20 protein-coding genes are annotated in these 17,288 nt (G+C 58.5%); 5 read left to right on the top strand and 15 right to left on the bottom strand.

Annotated elements, in window-relative coordinates:
* Positions 1–9 precede the first annotated feature (9 nt).
* Both BN77_RS10000 and BN77_RS10005 read right to left on the bottom strand, forming a co-directional pair.
* Positions 10–654 carry an HD domain-containing protein gene (locus BN77_RS10000; protein WP_007531200.1) on the bottom strand — a complete coding sequence of 215 codons (645 nt, stop codon included), beginning with the start codon at positions 652–654 and terminating at the stop codon, positions 10–12.
* A gap of 67 nt (positions 655–721) precedes the next feature.
* Complete coding sequence (locus tag BN77_RS10005) at positions 722–2,596, bottom strand: putative bifunctional diguanylate cyclase/phosphodiesterase (RefSeq protein ID WP_007531202.1); 1,875 nt, start codon at positions 2,594–2,596, stop codon at positions 722–724.
* A gap of 455 nt (positions 2,597–3,051) precedes the next feature.
* On the opposite strand from BN77_RS10005, the gene BN77_RS10010 reads away from it, so the two are divergent.
* Together BN77_RS10010 and BN77_RS10015 are read left to right on the top strand one after the other, a co-directional pair.
* Positions 3,052–3,366: a hypothetical protein gene (locus BN77_RS10010; protein WP_007531204.1), complete on the top strand. Its 315-nt coding sequence runs from the start codon at positions 3,052–3,054 to the stop codon at positions 3,364–3,366.
* Between the two features lie 116 nt (positions 3,367–3,482).
* Positions 3,483–3,998, top strand: a complete 516-nt coding sequence (locus tag BN77_RS10015) for a superoxide dismutase family protein (RefSeq protein WP_007531205.1) — start codon at positions 3,483–3,485, stop codon at positions 3,996–3,998.
* A gap of 23 nt (positions 3,999–4,021) precedes the next feature.
* Here the strand turns inward: BN77_RS10015 and BN77_RS10020 are convergent, their stop codons facing one another.
* The 8 genes from BN77_RS10020 to BN77_RS10055 all read right to left on the bottom strand — a co-directional run bounded on the left by BN77_RS10020 (position 4,022) and on the right by BN77_RS10055 (position 8,691).
* Positions 4,022–4,594, bottom strand: a complete 573-nt coding sequence (locus BN77_RS10020; protein WP_007531207.1) for a hypothetical protein — start codon at positions 4,592–4,594, stop codon at positions 4,022–4,024.
* 35 nt (positions 4,595–4,629) lie between these two features.
* Complete coding sequence (locus BN77_RS10025) at positions 4,630–5,166, bottom strand: tyrosine phosphatase family protein (protein WP_007531208.1); 537 nt, start codon at positions 5,164–5,166, stop codon at positions 4,630–4,632.
* Positions 5,163–5,768, bottom strand: coding sequence for a YfbR-like 5'-deoxynucleotidase (locus tag BN77_RS10030; protein ID WP_007531211.1), 606 nt, complete (start codon positions 5,766–5,768; stop codon positions 5,163–5,165). Before BN77_RS10030 ends, BN77_RS10025 begins: the two co-directional genes overlap by 4 nt.
* Positions 5,765–6,595, bottom strand: a complete 831-nt coding sequence (ygfZ, locus tag BN77_RS10035) for a CAF17-like 4Fe-4S cluster assembly/insertion protein YgfZ (protein ID WP_007531213.1) — start codon at positions 6,593–6,595, stop codon at positions 5,765–5,767. The genes BN77_RS10030 and ygfZ overlap by 4 nt, the downstream gene beginning before the upstream one ends.
* A gap of 62 nt (positions 6,596–6,657) precedes the next feature.
* Positions 6,658–7,404 carry a hypothetical protein gene (locus BN77_RS10040; protein WP_007531214.1) on the bottom strand — a complete coding sequence of 249 codons (747 nt, stop codon included), beginning with the start codon at positions 7,402–7,404 and terminating at the stop codon, positions 6,658–6,660.
* A gap of 17 nt (positions 7,405–7,421) precedes the next feature.
* A complete protein-coding gene (locus tag BN77_RS10045) occupies positions 7,422–7,679 on the bottom strand; it encodes a hypothetical protein (RefSeq protein ID WP_018857413.1) in 258 nt (85 codons plus the stop codon).
* 100 nt (positions 7,680–7,779) lie between these two features.
* Positions 7,780–8,253, bottom strand: coding sequence for a TIGR02301 family protein (locus BN77_RS10050; RefSeq protein WP_007531216.1), 474 nt, complete (start codon positions 8,251–8,253; stop codon positions 7,780–7,782).
* A gap of 18 nt (positions 8,254–8,271) precedes the next feature.
* Positions 8,272–8,691 (bottom strand): NUDIX hydrolase, encoded by a 420-nt coding sequence (locus BN77_RS10055; protein ID WP_007531218.1) that lies wholly within the window; start codon positions 8,689–8,691, stop codon positions 8,272–8,274.
* An 85-nt stretch (positions 8,692–8,776) separates the two neighbouring features.
* Here BN77_RS10055 and BN77_RS10060 point away from each other — a divergent pair, with 85 nt between their 5' ends.
* Genes BN77_RS10060 through BN77_RS10070 form a run of 3 tightly spaced genes read left to right on the top strand, consistent with a single transcriptional unit; the run spans position 8,777 to position 10,559 of the window.
* A complete protein-coding gene (locus tag BN77_RS10060; RefSeq protein WP_007531220.1) occupies positions 8,777–9,097 on the top strand; it encodes a YnfA family protein in 321 nt (106 codons plus the stop codon).
* A 39-nt stretch (positions 9,098–9,136) separates the two neighbouring features.
* Positions 9,137–9,898, top strand: coding sequence for an SOS response-associated peptidase (locus BN77_RS10065; protein ID WP_007531221.1), 762 nt, complete (start codon positions 9,137–9,139; stop codon positions 9,896–9,898).
* Positions 9,899–9,935: 37 nt separating this feature from the next.
* Positions 9,936–10,559, top strand: coding sequence for a LysE/ArgO family amino acid transporter (locus BN77_RS10070; protein WP_007531225.1), 624 nt, complete (start codon positions 9,936–9,938; stop codon positions 10,557–10,559).
* A 514-nt stretch (positions 10,560–11,073) separates the two neighbouring features.
* Here BN77_RS10070 and BN77_RS34100 read toward each other — a convergent pair.
* The 5 genes from BN77_RS34100 to BN77_RS10090 all read right to left on the bottom strand — a co-directional run bounded on the left by BN77_RS34100 (position 11,074) and on the right by BN77_RS10090 (position 17,244).
* Positions 11,074–11,214: a hypothetical protein gene (locus BN77_RS34100; RefSeq protein WP_007531226.1), complete on the bottom strand. Its 141-nt coding sequence runs from the start codon at positions 11,212–11,214 to the stop codon at positions 11,074–11,076.
* Between the two features lie 161 nt (positions 11,215–11,375).
* Entirely contained in the window at positions 11,376–12,224 is an 849-nt protein-coding gene (pssA, locus tag BN77_RS10075; protein ID WP_007531229.1) for a CDP-diacylglycerol--serine O-phosphatidyltransferase, read from the bottom strand.
* A 17-nt stretch (positions 12,225–12,241) separates the two neighbouring features.
* On the bottom strand, positions 12,242–12,940 hold the full coding sequence (locus BN77_RS10080; RefSeq protein ID WP_007531230.1) for a phosphatidylserine decarboxylase: 699 nt from the start codon (positions 12,938–12,940) through the stop codon (positions 12,242–12,244).
* A 241-nt stretch (positions 12,941–13,181) separates the two neighbouring features.
* Positions 13,182–15,059 (bottom strand): ABCB family ABC transporter ATP-binding protein/permease, encoded by a 1,878-nt coding sequence (locus BN77_RS10085; protein WP_007531231.1) that lies wholly within the window; start codon positions 15,057–15,059, stop codon positions 13,182–13,184.
* A 202-nt stretch (positions 15,060–15,261) separates the two neighbouring features.
* Positions 15,262–17,244, bottom strand: coding sequence for an Ig-like domain-containing protein (locus BN77_RS10090; RefSeq protein WP_007531232.1), 1,983 nt, complete (start codon positions 17,242–17,244; stop codon positions 15,262–15,264).
* Positions 17,245–17,288 lie beyond the last annotated feature (44 nt).

The following is a 17,288-nucleotide window of genomic DNA, read 5'->3' on the forward strand; positions in this document are numbered from 1 at the left end:
GAGGTGCTCCTATATTTCATCCAAGAACGCGGCGAAGAAGTCACGCAGCCGTTGGTCACGCGTGGCCGCAAGCGCCCGCCCGGTCTTCGTTTGAAAGCCACCTGCCAGTTTGAATAGCTTGGTCTGAAAGTGGTCGATGACATATCTCTTGTCGTCAAGTTCGCGGTTGTCACCAGCTGGATCGAACGGATCATAGAGTGCGGACGACATGCGGCCGCCGATATAGAAACATCGGCCCGCGCCGACCATGCCTATCGCGTCGAGCCGGTCGGCATCCTGTAGTATCTTGGCCTCCAGCGTTTCCGGCGGGACATTTGCGGAGAAGCTGTGCGCGACAATGGCATGTGCGACTGCTGCGATATCGTCACGATCCCAGCCAAGCTCCACGAGTATGACCGATGCCTTCTTTGCCGCGAGCGCCGACGCTTGCGACCGCATAGGGGAATTCTTCTCCACGGCGACGCAGTCGTGCAGCAGGACGGCGGCCGCCAGAATCCTTGCATCTCCACCCTCAACAGCCTGGATTCTCATGGCGTTCTTGAAGACACGCAAGATATGCGCGATATCATGCGAGCCGTCATCGCTCCCTGACGCATGCGGCTGAAGCTTGGTTGCTAGGTTCTCAAATGGAGCGAATGCTTTCGCGTGGAACATGGGATCACCGCTTTGGAAGAAGGCGTCCTTCCATAACTGCAGGGACGACGAGTCGCAACGAGCGCACTCACCCGGCGCTGATATGCTCCCGTTGCGGTAGGGCCAAAAGGTAGGGCGCGTCAGCGGCGGGCTGCGGCGGACTTATGTAATAGCCCTGGATCTCGTCGCAGGCTTCGCGTTGGAGCAGGGCCAATTGCTCGGCGGTCTCCACCCCCTCTACCGTGACGCGCATCCCGAGCGCGTCACCAAGAAGAATGATGGCGCGCATGATCGCAAAGGCCTCCCTGTCTTCGACAATGCCGTTGACGAACGACTTATCGATCTTGATCTTGTCGAACGGAAACCGCCGGAGATAGCTCAATGACGAATAGCCGGTGCCGAAATCATCCATGGCGATGCGAATTCCGCTTTGCTTCAGCGCGTGCAGGACAGGCAGGGCCTCGTCGAGATTTTCCATCAGCACGCTTTCGGTAATCTCCACCTCCAAGCGGTTCGCGGGAAGTCTTGCTGCAGAAAGAGCTGCGGCCACGTCGCCCGGCAGGTCGCTATCAGTGAACTGGATGGCTGATACGTTAACCGCCACCTTGATGTTGTCCGGCCAGTGGAGTGCATCGTGGCAGGCGCGGCGCAGCACCCAACGTCCGATGTCGACCACCAAGCCGACCTCTTCGGCCAGTGGGATAAATTCCATCGGCGGCACGCGACCCCGTGTTGGGTGATTCCATCGCAGCAGTGCCTCGAACCCGCAGACCCGTTGCTGGCTCAGATCATAGAGCGGTTGATAGTGAAGATCGAACTCATCCCGCTCAATGGCCGTGCGCAGATCCGCTTCAAGCGCATGCCGCGCATCGATTTGTGCTTCCATCTCGGCGGTGAATAAACGCTCTCCTTTACCGCCGTTGTTCTTGACGTGCGAGAGAGCGACGCCGGCGTGTTTGAGCAGGATGTCCGTCTCGATTCCGTCCTGCGGACTGATCGCGATACCCATCGACACGCTGAGTTCGACGGCCTTCTCCCCGCGAAAGAATGGTTCTGACAGTTCACGCCTGATCTGATCGACAAGCGCCATAATGTTCCACGGCTGCTGCCGACCGGACTGGAGAATGGCGAATTCGTCGGAGCCGAGGCGGGCCAGCACATTGCCGGCGCCAGCCGACATGCGGATGCGTTCGGCGACCTGCTTCAGGATATTGTCGCCGGTCGAAACACCGAGCGTATTGTTGATCGATTTGAAACGGTCAAGATTGAGATGCACGAGGGCAATCTGTTCGTCGCGTTTGCGGCTTGCGAGCGCTGCGTCGATGCGTTCCCGCAGGTAGATGCGGTTTGGGAGGCCCGTCAGCTGATCGTGGTGGGCGAGATAGGCGATGCGCTCAGCCGCCTTTCGATCTTCGGTGACGTCGGCATGGATGGAAATATTGCTCCCATCGGGCAAAACGGTGATAACGCTCTGGACGGTGCGGCCGTCTTCCATCACCCATTCGCGATGACGGATGTGTCCTCCCTCCAAGATGGCGTCCCGAAGGCGGGAAACCTTTTTCTCAGCGCGCTCGGTTCCGCGGATCTTTGCGATCAGGGATCCCATCGCCGAGCCTGGCAATGCCTCCTCAGCGCTGAACCCGAAGAGTTGCCGGAAGCGAATGTTGCAGACGATCAGCCGTTGCTCCGAATCGAAAACACTCAGGCCCTGCGGCAGGTTGTCGAGAACGATCCCGAATAGGCGCTTCTGCTCCGCGAGATCTTCCCTTATGGAGCTGAGGCTGCCCTTCAGTTCACCATTTTTCTTCGCGAGGCGTTGAGCGCGATCTTCGGCAGCGCGCTTCTTTCCCGCCTGCAGCCGATACGTCTCGACGGCAAGAGCCATGAGACGTTGTGCGTTGGCAGTCCCGTCCTCATTGATTGCTGTCATGCACTGTTGCCGAAAAAGGGCCTCAGCTTCCATTTGCAGCAATCTTTAAGTCAGGAGAGGGGCGAGCATGGGCCGAGGCGAGGGAACCTGCTCCTAATCTGCAATTTCGACGCGGCACGTCAGACATGAAAGGGCCTTCCGAAACAATCGAAAAATATAAAAAATGCAATCTTAAAACTCGATCGGCGATGTGCCAACGCGGTCAAGATAATCCGCAGGTCGTATTAAAATTTTGTTGCAACGCAAACGAATGTATCGGCGGCGCTCTGTCTGGCCGGTTCGGCCGCAATACCAGCTGATGCAAGCGATCTCGGTCCGCGCTACATGTCATCGGTGCGCCTCGGTTACACTTTGTCAATCATGGTTAATAGGGTATTAACAGCTTATTGACGCAATGCGCAAATCAGTTTAACCACCGATCATTCTTTGATTTTTCCAATTTCGTATTGCGTACAAACATCACCAACGAGCGGTGAATGGAGGTTTGTATGGGCCGGGTTTCGTCGGTCAGTGATACGTCCTACGCGTATCTCGCAACATTGTCGCGGCTGGACACAAATGGCGACGGCGTGTTGAGCCGTGGCGAACGGGCGGCTGATGATAAGCCAGGCATTCTTAAGCAGCTGAGCGAAGAAGATAGAATACAGGAATTCGCACCAAAGCTCTCTGATGGCGTGCTTCAGTTCATGATGGCTACGCGTGAGACCGGAAGCGTCAACTTCTACCAGCAGTCGCAGCAAAGTATCTCTGACGACTTGTATAAGAGCACGTACGGTCAATACGATCTCGACATCGTCGCCTGATGGATCGTGCGAATGTGATACCGGCCCGTCGCGGCCGGCTTTTCTTTGTCGCCAATTCCGGAACAGCTTCATGCCTCGCACGTTGAAAGCAGCGATGCAAAGGAAGGGAAGCTCCAATGAAAGCAATTCTTTCGATTGCCGCTCTGACGTTCATTGCGGCCTCTTCAGCCGGGTTGGCTCAGGACAAGCAGACAGCCACGGCGGACTTCGTGGGTGCAGATGGAAAGGCAAGCGGTCGGGCTACTCTGACGGCTGCAGCTGGAGGTGGCGTTCTCATCGAAGTCGAGGTGACTGGATTGCCTGGGAATAAGTGGGTCGCATTCCATATTCATGAGACTGGCAAGTGTGATGCCGCCGGGCGTCACGAGTCCGCCGGAAAGCACTTCAATCCGAGCAATGCCGAACATGGCCTGCTGTCCGCAAAGGGACCCCACGCCGGCGACATGCCCAACCAATATGTTGGCCAGGATGGCGTTCTGAGGGCGCAGGTGTTTGACACTATGGTCACCTTGGACGGCAAAACCGATGGCATCCGTGGTCGAGCACTGATCGTTCATTCCAATTCCGATGATTATCGCAGTCAACCTGCAGGAGACGCGGGCGAGCGTTTAGCATGCGGTGTCATTAAGTAAGTTTTCTATTCGGCGTTGGTCGGTCAGTGATAGTAGTATCGCTCGGCGTACCACTCGCTTGATGCCATGGGTTTATCCGTTGCGATCCACCGCCCGAGACTGCTCGTTTCGATGAGATCGGCCGTTGTGTGATCCTCCAGCCCGACAAATATGATATTTGTGTTCTCGCGCAGGCGAGGATTAGCGAAGCCCATTCGGCCATCATCCCCCACGTGCACCAGGCTCATCCCGACGTAGAAAAACTCGGCCTGATAATCCCGCATGCTTTCCTGGTTGAACGCATGAGCAACGTCAATCACCGACTTCTGTGGTCCATTATAGACGGCGATCGTCTCATTGAGTCCAAATGTTGCTCCGTAAAGCGCGATCGAACTTACCGGAACCGCTGTCGTGGCACCGCTGATCAGATCCATCTGTTGGCCGAAGAAGCTGGCTTTGCCGACGTTCAGGTCGCCGCGAAAGAAATAGGAAAATCGATCACGCGTCAGATAAATCGCCTGCCATCGAAATCGCAGATATGTGTCCGAGGCGCTGGTCAGGCCCTTGAGCCTGGCCAAACAGCTTACAAACGTATCACGATAGCTCTCCAGCGACATCGTCAACCTCCTCAAGGAGGTTAACCGGTACGGAGTCAAATCGTTCCGGCCGTCGGCTCTTCCACGTTCAACGCAAACGGCGCGTTTCCGTCGGCATCCGCGCCCCTGCCAATAGCGCGAACAGAATCCACCAATCTCCCGCCGCGACCGAGCATATCGTCACCGATCTGAACGAGCCGGCTATTGGGTGTCGCATATGGTGAGGCGGCACGCAGCCGGCGAACCAGAGCACCGTCCTCCTGCTCGGGCGCCAAGGCGAGAGCGGCAATCAAGGCGGCGGCAGGTGAACGGGACACGCCCATCCAGCAGTGGACCAAAAGAGGAGCGCACTGGTCCCAACCGCGCACGAAATCGATGATCTCTTGGACATGCGTCTCATCGGGCGCTATGAGGCTGCCGGTTCCCTTGAAGGAAATGTCATTCATATTGAGGAGAAGATGCCGATGCGCCTGGATCACCCCAGGGCGATGAAAGGCCTGTTCCCTCGCCGTCAGGCTGATCATCTCACGCGCGCCGTGCTTGACGGCCATCTCGGCGATCCGAGCAAGAGGCGCGACAATGATGACAGTCATGATTTGCTGCTCCGCATGGTCTCGATTGCCTCGAAGCGTTCGCAAAAGAGGCGCTGCGCCTCGACAGCCGGCAAGGGCGTCATCAGCAGCATGTCTTTGGTAATCCCGCGTGGCTGACCAAAGAATTTCTGCGCCTCCGCCGATGTAAAGCCGGCGAGCTGAGTTGCTTCGAAGTAAGCGGCGATAGTGTCGGCCTTCTTGATCTTCTCCTTGAGCTCGCGTGTCGGGTGAGGCGGCAGGCCAAAACGAAGATGGACGGCCGCTTCCAGCCGCTTTTCGACGGCCTTGTAGCCCCCGCCGACCACCGACTTGAATGGCGAGATCATATCACCGATGACGTATTCCGGCGCATCGTGTAGCAGGGCCATCAGGCATTGATCGGCTGTCGCATCATTGAGGCGATGGAAGATTTCTTCTACGATAAGGCAATGCTGAGCGACCGAGAACGCGTGATCCCCTGAGGTCTGTCCATTCCAGCGGGCAACGCGTGCAAGCCCGTGTGCGATATCGCTCATCTCGACGTCAAGCGGAGAGGGATCGAGCAGATCGAGCCGGCGGCCGGAGAGCATGCGTTGCCATGCGCGTGGCGCCTTTGTGGTCACGCGCTGGCCTCGTTCGCCGTCGGAAATATCAGTCCTGTCCAGGCTGGTAGTTCGAGGGTGACGCGGGTCTCGCCTGCCAACAGAGGCGTATCTGTTGCGATGGCCTCACCGGCACGGTCGATGCGAACGATCGCAAGGCCGCCTTTTCCCACAACCGAGCCGAGCGTGCCGACCAGCTTGCCTGCGGCAGTGATTTCCGTCCCGGGCGGAGGCAGCGCCGTCTCGCCCTTTACGGTGACGATGCGGCGGCGCGCCGTTCCTCGATGCTGCATTCGCGAGACGACCTCCTGCCCGACATAGCAGCCCTTCTTGAAGGAGAGCCCGCCATTAAAATCCATCAAGACATCGTGCGGGAAAGCATCCTGCAGCTCATAGTCCTGTCCCGATACAGCGATGCCGTTTGCCGTACGTAACGCATCGTAAGTCTTGAGATCATCGGTTCCGTGCTGCCCTGCTTGGCGGATAAGCGTAACGCCTGCCTTGGCAAAGCGGCTGTCGACTGGTCCCGTATTTGTGTTCTCCCAGGAAACCGTCACGCCATCGCCGGCAGGCGATATGTCGACGGCTGCCCTGAGCTTGTACATCGATAGTCGCTTGAGGAGCGCATCCCGCTGATCATCGTCCGTTTCGATGATAAACCCGTCTCCGTCCTGCCAGATCATAAAGTCGAACAGGATTTTGCCCTGCGGGGTCAATAGCGCGCCCGGTCGCGCTTCGTTCGCAGCAAGCGCGGCGAGGTCCGTCGTGATCAGATTCTGCAGAAATGATTGTGCCTCCGAGCCGCTGACCTTAATGAGCGAGCGGTTCTTCAGATATACGGCTGGCATGGCGGCACCTGTCGCGTTCGTTATCGCTCAGAAGTATGTCTTCGCTTAAAGGATCGCAAGCCTCAGTCGCCGGCCGTGAAGTACTTCCATTTGCCATCGGGGGTGATGCCCAGTCGGTAGAAGTTATAGCCACCGAATTCCTGCATGTCAGCGAGGTCACCCGCTGTAACGATGCGCAGCAATTCCACCCGTTCGGGAGGTGTTAGTGCCTTCAGATCCTTCTCGGCGAAATAAGGCCAGACATACATCTCGTCAGCCGTGCCTTGGCCAACGTGGACAAAGCCGGTGGAAATGACGTCGAGCATGATCGCCAGGATCTCATCGCCCTCGGGATCGCCGGAAAGGTCCTTGAGTGCGCCGATCGGGTCGTCCGTCGGCTCTCCGACCGTCACCTGGGTCTGGTTGGCGCCCGTGCCGAGCAGGGGCCGCAGCCGCTCGAGATCGCCTGAAGCAGCGGCTTCGACGATCTGTTCGCGCATCTTGCGAACCGGCTCGGGGACCTTGCTGATATCGTAGATGACCTCGACGGGCTTTGTACTGTCCTGGGCCCCGGGCGTCTTGTCGTTGCCCTGACCGGCCTGTGAATTGACCAACGGGTCGGGCATTGGAACGCCGGGCGCGGTAGGAGAGGGTGCCGGCTTGTCGCCGCTTGGGCCCGGGGCGCTTTGCGCGGCTTGGCCCGGTGTCTTCTGCAGCTCAGACAGCGCCAGTGCGGAGGTCGCTGTCAAAAGGCTGCTGGCGCTAAGGCCGATTGCAAGCAAAAGCGGCACAATCGCGGGCCGCGAAGCATTGTCCCTAGCGGTATGCATGAAACTCTCTGTGATTGTTATTGCAATGTGCGGTTCGGAGAAAACTCGCCGGCAAGCATGCGCTCGCGCAGGGAATCCAGCAGCGCTTCGGCACTATTTTCGCCATGGAGGCGAATGGTCTCACGGAGCGCGTGAATGATTGCTGTATCGGCGATGATCTCGGGTTCGATTCCGTCTGCCATGCCATCGGCCCAGGCTTCGTTATGGTACTCCAAGGCCGCCTGAGTCTTCTCATGAACGATCATATCGTCGATGTCATTGAGGCTTGGTTCCATTGTCATTTCCTCAAACTGCATGCCTTACTACCTGGTTAACAACCTTATCAGCCTTTTCCCAAAACGACACGGCCGCCAGTGAAAAGAGGTTAATTAACCGTTAATTTCCGAACCGTGACGTAATTTCTATGGCGAGTGTTGCACCTTCGGCACGGTATCGTTCTTCTGCCACGATGGCTGCCTGCGTGCAATCCGTATAAACCGAAGCAAACGCACGATAGCCGCGATTGAAGGCGGCGGTCAGCTGTTCCTTGCGTTGCGGCTCGTCTTTCGCCTCCGAATCAAGCAGTTGCTGCATATGCACTCGCCACTCACCGCTGTCCTCCGCTTTGCATAGGGTTCTCAGATAGTGGACCGACCCCAACACTTCGGCAAGCCGCGAAAGCTTATCGTCATAAGGCACGGCGACCGTTTTGAGCGCATTCTCCTCTGGCGGTCGTGTTGGCGTTGGGCCCTGTGCCAATGTAGAGGCGGGTAGGGCAACGCTTGCGCACAATGCGAGAGACAGGAACGCGCGGCGAACGGGAATCATGTCCGCAGTTGATACCCTGACAGTGACGGGAACAAGGCGCATTCAGGAGTTTTCACCTGCTTATTCGCTGCCGACCGCCAAACGTTCGGCGCATTCCAGCACACTTTGAGGGACCGGCAGTCGGCGGATCTCTTCTATGGTGAACCAGCCGAGGCCCGCGGCATCGTCGCCTGCTTCTGCGACAGCCGTGTCTTCTGCCTCGACGCGAAAAACGGAAAGAACGAAGTGGCTAACGACCATGCCGTCGGCGGCGTGTGTCTTGAGGTCATACGTCGCGAAGAGGTGAGGGCTGCGCGCTCTTATGCCTGTTTCCTCCTCTAATTCGCGCAGCGCGGTTTCCTCGGGCGTTTCGCCGGGTTCGGCCCGTCCTCCCGGAAAGGCATACATATCGGCTGACGGCGGATTGCGCCGGAGCACGAGCAGGAAGCGGTTGCCGCGCTGGAGGATGGCGGAGGAGGCCGCCTTCGGAATGGAACTCATGGATGCCGCGTTGATCTCTATTGGTTGTGCTTGGCGCCGCCATCGTTCCGCAGGATATTATGCTCGGCGATTCGAAGGAGCTCTCGTGACTTATATCATCTATGCCGCTGCGGCTGTTTTCGAGATTGCCGGATGCTTTGCCTTCTGGGCCTTGCTGAGAAGGGCAAAGCCCATATGGTGGCTGGCACCTGGGATGGCGTCGTTGGCGCTATTTGCTTGGCTCCTGACCATGATACCAAGTGAGGCGGCAGGTCGCACTTTCGCGGCCTATGGCGGTATCTATATTGTGGCTTCCCTGATGTGGCTGTGGATTGTGGAAAGTCGTGTGCCCGACCGCTGGGATATTGGCGGTGCGATCGTCTGCCTCTTTGGCACGGCGATGATCCTCTTCGCGCCGCGTGGCTGAGGCTTGACCGCTGCCGGTCGGAGTGCAAAGACAACCTTCATGTGTGGACGCTATGCTCTGACGATATCCCCTGAGGAACTCAATGAAATCCTCGGAATCATGGATCTCGAGGATTTTCCCGCGCGCTACAACATTGCCCCGACCCAGCCTATTCTTGTTGTCGTTTCGCAGGAAGCGCGAAAAAAGGGCAGCAACCTTCCGGAGCGGCGCGCAGTGCTTGTGCGCTGGGGCTTTACGCCGGGCTGGGTGAAAGATCCGAAGCAGTTTCCACTGCTGATCAATGCTCGCGCCGAAACAGCGATCGGCAAGGCTTCGTTTCGCGCTGCGATGCGTCACCGGCGCGTCCTTGTACCTGCCTCTGGCTTCTATGAATGGCATCGGCCGAGCAAGGGGAGCGGCGAAAAGCCCCAGGCCTATTGGATCAAGCCGCGACGCGGCGGCGTTGTCGCCTTCGCGGGCCTGATGGAAACGTGGTCCTCCGCCGATGGTTCGGAAGTCGACACCGGCGCGATTCTGACGACTGCGGCAAACGCCGCCATCGCGCCGATCCATAACCGCATGCCCGTCGTCATCAAGCCGGAGGAGTTTTCGCGCTGGCTGGATTGCAAAACACAGGAGCCACGTGACGTTGCCGACCTGATGAAGTCGGTCGAAGAGGATTTTTTCGAGGCGATCCCCATTTCTGACAGGGTCAACAAAGTCACCAATATGTCGGCCGATCTTCACGACAGGGTGACCGTCGAGAAGCCGCCATCGTCGCCTAAGATAAAACCGGACCACGGCCAACTGAGTTTCTTCTAATTCGATAATCCCACCGCATCGTTCTCCGGTAAATCCCATGATCTCAATCTCGGCCGCCCTTGCAGGCTTCTTTCTTGGCGCCTCGCTCATTATCGCAATCGGCGCACAGAACGCGTTCATTCTACGTCAGGGTTTAATGCGGTCGCACGTTTTCATCCTGTGCCTGATCTGTGCGTTATCGGATGCCGTCCTAATTGCCGCAGGCGTTGCTGGTCTCGGAACGCTCGTTGGCCAGTCACCGATGCTCATTTCGGTTGTGACGCTCGTGGGTGCTATCTTTCTTGGTTGCTATGCGGTGATTGCATTCCGTCGCGCCTATCATCCAGGTGCAATGAAGGCCGGTGCGCCTGAGGCCCTGAGCCTGAAGGCAGCCGTGGCGACATGCCTGGCCTTCACTTTTCTCAACCCGCATGTCTATCTGGACACGGTCCTTTTGCTCGGCAGTTTGTCCGCTGCCTATAGCGGTGCGGACCGCATCGCATACGGCGTCGGTGCTGCCGCCGCCTCGTTCATCTGGTTCTTCGGTTTGGGTTATGGCGCCCGCCTCTTGCAGCCAGTCTTTGCAAAACCCGCTGCCTGGCGGGTTCTCGATGTCATCATCGGCATTGTCATGGGGCTATTGGCAATCAGTCTGCTGATGCGCTTCTTCCATCCCGCATAGTCGTCCGGCATACCGGCGAGCGCCAACCCTTCGAGGATCGGTTCGATCCGGTCAGGGTTCTTGGCGACCTGGCCAGCGCGGACGTGGGCACGATGGGCAACTCGATTCTTGAGTGGGAAGCCTTATTGTCAGCGGCGGCCGTCAGTTGCACAGAAAGCGCAAAATTGACCGCATCAACGGCGCTGCCCCAGTCCCAGTTTGATGACGCCGTTGTGATCCTAGGACCGCAGGATTGAAGACAGCCTGCCGGTGATGCTTCAGCGCCGCCAGCGTGTCTGCTTATCGTTTGTCATCATGCGCGAATAACCAAGGACATCAGCGACAATGATCGCACTTTAGCTTGCGATTTGTCCGACCTCGGTCATCCAGGCTCCGAACTAGGCTTATGGACGTTGGTCTTGGCGGTTCGGCTCAACCATGTCGCGCGTTGCGAGAAACGCGCGTTGGATTTTCAATGAATCAGGAAGGTAAGGTCTGATCTTCGCTGCGGTTTCAGCGGGGCAACAGCCTCGCCCTATGCAATCTTCTTGACGAGCGGAGGCTTGCTCTTGAGCATCAGGGCGGCTGCAAGAACGGCCTTCAGGCCGAGCGGGCGATAATTGGCGCTGAGGTCCGATTTTGCCGGCTGTTCGACGCTTGTCTTCTTCGGGGTCACAATACTCTCCTCACGTGTGCTATCCCTAGACTCTTATATTTATTGCTCTTTTGCGTGTAATAGCGACAAAATCGAGGCGCCGCTTATCAGGAATTGTGTATCCGATGCATAATCCGCGAGGCTTGGGTGAGGCATTCTTCGGCAAGAGACAGTTGAAAATGTCAGATGTGGCGGCCGATATCGTCCTCGCCGACGCCCGGTTCCTCGATGGTCAGCGTGCCGTATTTCCGCTTCCACTTGCGGGCGCCGAATGGCAGCGTCAGGAGGTAGATAACGGCGGTTAGGACCATGACTTCCCATGTAAAGCTCGACAGGAGAGCCACGTACAGAACGACCCCAAGCATGACTGGCAGCACCAGATCACGCCGCAGCCTGCTGCCCTCGGACTTGCCGGACCAGACGGGGAGACGGCTGATAAGCAGGAACGCGATCAGAACCGTATAAGCGGATGAAAAGTAAGCGAAGGTGCGATCCGTCGTCAGGCCGAGGAAGCCGAGATAGACCGGCAGCAGCACCAGCATCGCGCCGGCCGGTGCAGGCACGCCGACGAAATATTCCGACTGCCACGTTGCCTTGTTCTCGCGCTCGGCCATGACATTGAAGCGAGCCAGGCGAAGGCCTGCCGCAATGGAATAGATCAGGGCGGCGATCCAGCCGATCGAGCGGGCCTGATCGAGCGCGAAGACGTAGACGACCAGTGCGGGCGCGACGCCGAAGTTCACGATATCCGCCAGCGAATCCATTTGCGCGCCGAACTTCGAGGTGGCCTTCATAAGGCGCGCAACGCGGCCGTCTATCCCGTCAAGGAATGCAGCGAGAAGGACCATGCCAACCGCAAGTTCGTACCGGTTCTCGAAAGCCAGGCGGATGCCGGTGAGACCGGCGCAGATTGCCAAAACCGTGATGAGATTAGGAATGATGAGGCGAAGCGGTATCTCGCGAAGGCGCGGTCCGCGCCCCGAATCATCAGGAGGGCCGTTGGGTTCGAAGGGCGGGAAGGGCGTTTCCATGTCGCTCTCCAGTGCTATTAGCTTCGACGGCTGACGACCGGGCCCTTGGCTGAGCCGAACTCGGCCAACACGGTTTCACCGGCGATCGCGGTCTGGCCGAGCGTCACGCGTGGCGCTGCGCCTGCCGGGAGAAATACGTCAAGACGTGACCCGAAGCGAATGAGGCCGAAGCGCTCGCCGGCGTCCAGAGGTTCGCCCGTATTGGACCAGCAAAGGATGCGCCGTGCAACCAGGCCGGCAATCTGAACAACGCCAATCTGGCCATGCTTCGTCTCGATCACGAGGCCGTTGCGCTCGTTCTCGTCGCTTGCTTTGTCGAGTTCGGCGTTCACGAAGCTGCCCGACCGGTAGTTGACGCTGACTATTCGCCCGCGCACCGGCGATCGGTTCACGTGGCAGTTGAAGACATTCATGAACACCGAGATGCGTAGCATCGGCTCGCTGCCGAGGTTCAGTTCGGCAGGTGGCACCACGAGCTGAACGGAGGACACCTTGCCATCAGCGGGTGAGATGACGAGATCGTCATCCTGAGGCGTCATTCTCTCGGGATCACGGAAGAAGTAGGCGCACCACAGAGTCAGGATCAGTCCGATCCAGAACAGCGGCTTGAAGATCCAGCCCAGGATCAGTGATGCGACGAAGAAGGCGGCGATGAAGGGATAACCTTCCTTGTGCACCGGAACGATCGTGTTGCGCACCGTATTGAACAAGCTCATTTATACCGCTCTCCTAAAGCATGTCTGCCGAAAGCGGGAACCGGTCTCGGGACAAAGACATGCGTGAAAACAAAGAACGAAAGCGCGACAGGCGAATCTGGAAGATCGCGCCATGCTTTAGCGTTCTTTTCTCACCGCTGGTTACAGGGAAACCGCCGCCGGGGCAATGCTGCCTCTCCCTGACCTCACATCTATGACGGGCTTCTGAACAGCAAAGCACCGCGAAGTGCCCTGCACGAGATTAGCTCGCCGGCGCAAGCCTGTTCACGACGCCCATGTCGTCGCTCTCGCGAACCTGCTTCAGGTGCTCCTCAGCCTGCGTGGCTTCGCGCTGGCGGTTCCACATCGAGGCATATAAGCCATTCTTCTGAAGAAGTGCGGTATGTGTCCCGCGTTCAGCGATCTCGCCGCTTTTCAGAACGATGATCTCGTCTGCGCCGATGACAGTGGACAGCCGGTGGGCAATAACGAGCGTCGTCCGGTTCTTGGACACGACATCGAGTGCGGTCTGGATGTCGCGCTCGGTGGTGGTGTCGAGGGCTGAGGTTGCTTCGTCGAGGATCAGAATCGGCGGCGCCTTCAGGACCGTCCGGGCGATTGCAACGCGCTGTTTCTCGCCGCCGGAGAGCTTCAGGCCACGCTCGCCAACCTTGGTATCAAAGCCCTCGGGTAGCAGATCGATGAAGTGCGCGATCTGGGCGATCTCGGCCGCAGCTTTGACCTCTGCATCGCTAGCCGATGGACGCCCGTAGCGGATGTTGTAGGAAACCGTATCGTTGAAAAGGACGGTGTCCTGCGGAACCATGCCGATGGACGCCCGCAAGGTCTTCTGGGTCACCGTCCGGATATCCTGGCCGTCGACCGAGACCGAGCCGCTCTGAATGTCGTAGAAGCGGTAGAGGAGGCGCGACAAGGTCGATTTACCGGCGCCTGACGGGCCGACCACTGCGACGGTCTTGCCGGCAGGCACGTCGAAGGAAATACCCTTCAGAATCGGACGGGCAGGATCATAGGAAAAATGCACGTCCTTGAAGGAAATGGCGCCTTGCTTGATATCGAGAGGCGTTGCATCGGGGGCATCCCTCACTTCCGCCTTGACTTCGAGGAGATCGAACATCTGTTCGATATCCGTCAGCCCCTGGCGGATTTCGCGGTAGACGAAGCCTATGAAGTTTAACGGGACGGAAAGCTGCAGAAGCATAGCGTTGACAAAGACGAAATCGCCGACCGTCTGCTCGCCGCGTTGGACCGCAAGCGCCGACAGGATGAGCATCACCGTCGTGCCCAGCCCGAAAATCACACCCTGGCCAAAATTGAGCCAGCCGAGCGAGGTCCAGACATCCGTGGCCGCTTTCTCGTACCGTTCCATAGACCTGTCGAAGCGCCGGGCCTCCATCTCTTCGTTGCCGAAATATTTGACCGTTTCGAAGTTGAGGAGCGAGTCGATCGCCTTGGTATTGGCGTCGGTATCGCTGTCGTTCATCGCGCGGCGGATGGCGATGCGCCAGTCGCTGGCGCGGATCGTGAACCAGATATAGGCCCAGACGGTGATGGCGGTCACGGCAAGATAGGAAAAGCCGTAGCCCCACCAGAAGATGATCGCGGTCAAAAGAAACTCGATCAGCGTCGGAACCGAGTTGAGGATCGTAAACCGCACGATCGTCTCGATGCCTTTGGTACCGCGCTCTATGATACGGGATAGACCTCCAGTCTTTCTCTCGAGATGAAAACGCAGAGATAGCTCGTGCATATGCACGAAGGTCTTGTAGGCCAGCTGCCGAACTGCGTGCTGGCCGACGCTGGCAAACAGTGCGTCGCGCAGCTGGTTCAAGCCGAGTTGGATGAGACGGGTCAGGTTGTAGGCGATTACCAAGGCGATCGCACCGGTAAGCAGCTCCGGCACTTTGCCAGCCAGGTCCATCTTCCCGTTCAGCGCGTCGGTGGACCACTTGAAAAAATAGGGGACGAGCAGCAACACGAACTTGGAGACAAGCAGATACACTGACGCCCAGACCACTCGCATCTTGAGATCCGTTCGACCGGCCGGCCACATGTAGGGCCAGAGATTGAACAGTGTCCGCAGGAGGTTGGAATCTGAGACTGTCTTGTTGTTTGCCATGCGATTCTCCCGCCGAAAGGCGCTCATGGCGCTGAGTTGCCGACAGATTCGGGAGCGGCGGAAATGCCGAAACGGCCTTGCCGAACGTGATCGTCGTCACCGCCATATAGGGGTTGGCAGGAGCAATACAACAAATGGACGCTGCAGGAAAAGAGCGGCCGGACATGATGTCCGTCCAGCCGCTCGATTAGGCCATGAGCGCTTAGAGGTGCTCACCCGAAAGCCGCTTGCGGTGAAGCTCTTCCGCGTTCGGCAGAGCATCTTTTGGAAGGCCGAAGATCTGTCCTGGCAGGATCCGGTCCGGGTTGATGATCTTGTCCTCGTTGGCGACATAGATTGTCGTATAGCGAACGCCTGCGCCGTAAACACGCCGCGATATCTGCCAGAGGGTATCGCCCCGGCGGATGATGACCGTCTCACTGCTCGGAGCAAGCGGTGCCTGCTCAATCGTCGTGGGTCCGTCTTGATTTCCCGCCACTTCGTTGGTCGCAGGCGCATTCGGCGCCTGCGCTGGGGCAGGCTCGGTCAACTGGGCTATGTCGGCGCCGAGTTTGCCGAGGGCCGCGCCTACGGATTTTGTATCGTTTGGCAATGCCTGCAGTATCCTCAAGGCGTCTGCAGCAGACTGTGCCGCTGTGGAAGTCTTCTGCTTGAAATCGGCGGTGGCGTCGGCCGCTGGTCGGAATTCCACGATGGCACGCAGGGCGAATTCGTTGGCGGAACGGGCCGCTGCCAGCTGTTCAGCGGTGGGTGTCTTGCCGTCGGCGAAGAGATCGCTGAGCAGAGAGAAGGCCTTGGCGGCATCACTCTTCAGTTTTCCAAGCCTGCCCTCATCCAGAGGCACCATCGCTGCCGGGCTTCCGGCGATAGCCTTGGTCCCTTGCGCGGCAACCGTCACCTGATTTCCTTCCGGACGGTTGAAATTCACAGAGGCGCGAACGGCGACCTTGCCGGTGTCGTCGAGAACGTCGACGCGAATCTTGTGATCGCCGACGGCGAGCGGCATAACACCATCGACGACAAAGTGACCGTCGGGACCGGCCTTCGCCTTGCCGATCAGCTTGTCGTCGGCATAGGCGACGACGTTGGCCGAGGGTTTGGCCGTACCCGCGACAAAGATCTTGTCACCTTCGATCTCGACGGCGCTGACCATGACGTCGACAGCGGCAGGGGGGCTGGCGGCTGCTGGCGCGCTAGTCACATCCATCGAACTCGATGCTTGCTCGGCTTGGGCCGCAGACTGATTGGACGGCGTGGCGGAAGCAACCTGGGCTCCCGGCTTGGGCGCCACGATGACGCGGCTGGCAGTGCCCGGCTTCGACACCATTGCCAGCAGGTCGGCAGTATTGCCATCCTTGGGAACCGATACGGTCGCGACTTCTTCCGATGTCGAGGCTTCACCATCCTTACCTATGGCCCGCAGGACGATCTGGTGGTCGCCGGCAGTAAGCGGGTTGTCAAGCACCGCGGCAAAATCACCGGTGGGGCCGACGTCGGTCGTAGTCACGACCTTATCCCCGTCAATGATTTCAAGCTTGCTGTTCGGCTCAGCCGAACCGGCGATGACGGTGGAGCCATCCGGCTCTACCCGCAGTACGTCGAAAGTTGGAAGCTTGTTTTCGGCTGGGGAAGTCGCCGACGATGGCTGATTGGCAGATGCCGTCGGCTCCGAGGAGGAGCCGGTCAGGGCTGCTTCAGCCTTTGCGATCGCGGCTGCCACGTCGGCAGTGTTTTCCGGCAGCGCCTTGATGATGCTCAGTGCCGTTGCTGCGCCATTCTTGACCTTGGTGGCGGCAGCCGCCGTAACTGGGTTCGTGCCGTCCGGGATTGCAAAGTCGGCGAGTGTCTGGAGCGAAGTCGACGCCTTCAACTTGGCCGCTTCGGAAACGTCCTGATCGGGGGCCTTGCCGTCTGCAAAGAGCGCCTTAAGTTCCGACATGGCTTGGCCTGCCTCTGAAGCGAGGCGGCCGACTTTCTGAGTTGTTTCCGCATCGTCGGGAGCTGAGGAGCGTGAAGTTTTCGCGGATTCGGCGACCGTCTTTTTCACTTCGGAGCCGGCCTGGTTTATTGCGTCTCCAACTTTGGCGGCGTCTCCGCCGATGCGGGGCATGACGAAAAAGACCATCAAAAGAATTGCGACTACAAGCACTGCAAGGGCCAGCAAGCCGGCACGATTTCTCATCATCACGTCTCCCCAGGCGGCAATTCTGCCGGACTTCCTAAAATTGC

This window comes from Rhizobium mesoamericanum STM3625, from assembly GCF_000312665.1.
Classification (GTDB): Bacteria; Pseudomonadota; Alphaproteobacteria; order Rhizobiales; family Rhizobiaceae; genus Rhizobium; species Rhizobium mesoamericanum.